The sequence below is a fragment of the Mesorhizobium sp. M7A.F.Ca.ET.027.02.1.1 genome, assembly GCF_004022985.1.
Classification (GTDB): domain Bacteria; phylum Pseudomonadota; class Alphaproteobacteria; order Rhizobiales; family Rhizobiaceae; genus Mesorhizobium.
On sequence record NZ_RZOL01000869.1, the window covers coordinates 1 to 732 of the forward strand.

General features: G+C 66.7%; 1 protein-coding gene. It reads right to left on the reverse strand.

From position 1 onward, the window contains the following. A partial coding sequence (locus EN749_RS38090; RefSeq protein ID WP_210214771.1) for a hypothetical protein occupies positions 1–732 on the reverse strand: 732 nt, incomplete at both ends.

Sequence of the window (732 nt, forward strand, 5' to 3'; positions counted from 1 at the left end):
CCTCTACCGTATAGTCGAAATCGCCGGCGCCGAACTTCCAGGCCGCACCATAGTTTGCCGGCCGCCACCAGTCGATGACCCGCGGCCCGCTCTTTGCGGCCTGGCGGACCCGCAATTGCTCGACATCATGCCAGAACTGCGCCCGATTGAGCTCCGGCCACACCGGGACCATTTCGGCGAACGTCTCCTTCTCCCCTGACACTACGTCACTCTGGTGGCTGCGAGCGGTGCTCACTCGGCGGATGATGCTGTGAGCCGCAGGCGTCAACACGATGGGGTCACGCTCCCGGATCAGCCGATCCACCGCCCGCGAGGCCGCGACTAGCACCCACTCGAAGCGCTGCGAGACCTGGTTACTCAGGTTGCTGAGCATCGGCGCGGTGCATAGCAGCGCCTCCAGGCCGACCACGAGGGCCGGGTCGATGACCGGACTCCGCCCCACATAGGCGGCAAGCTCATGCGACAGATGGTCGACGGCGTGCTTCTTTTTCGGCGCCGCACGCCCGATCGCCGCGAGCAACCAGCTGACGCTCGCCGGTGTGCCAGGCAAGCCCGAGATCAACTCGGACAGCAGCCGCCGGTCGAGATCCCCTGGCTCCGCCAGGACCGCCTGGCGCACCGCATCGATCTCGGCTTCCGTCCCGATCGCATTCAGGGCACGCATTGCAGTGAGCCGGCGATAGCCGGCATCTGCGGGATCGCTGGCCAGTCTGATGACCTCGGGTGCCAGGC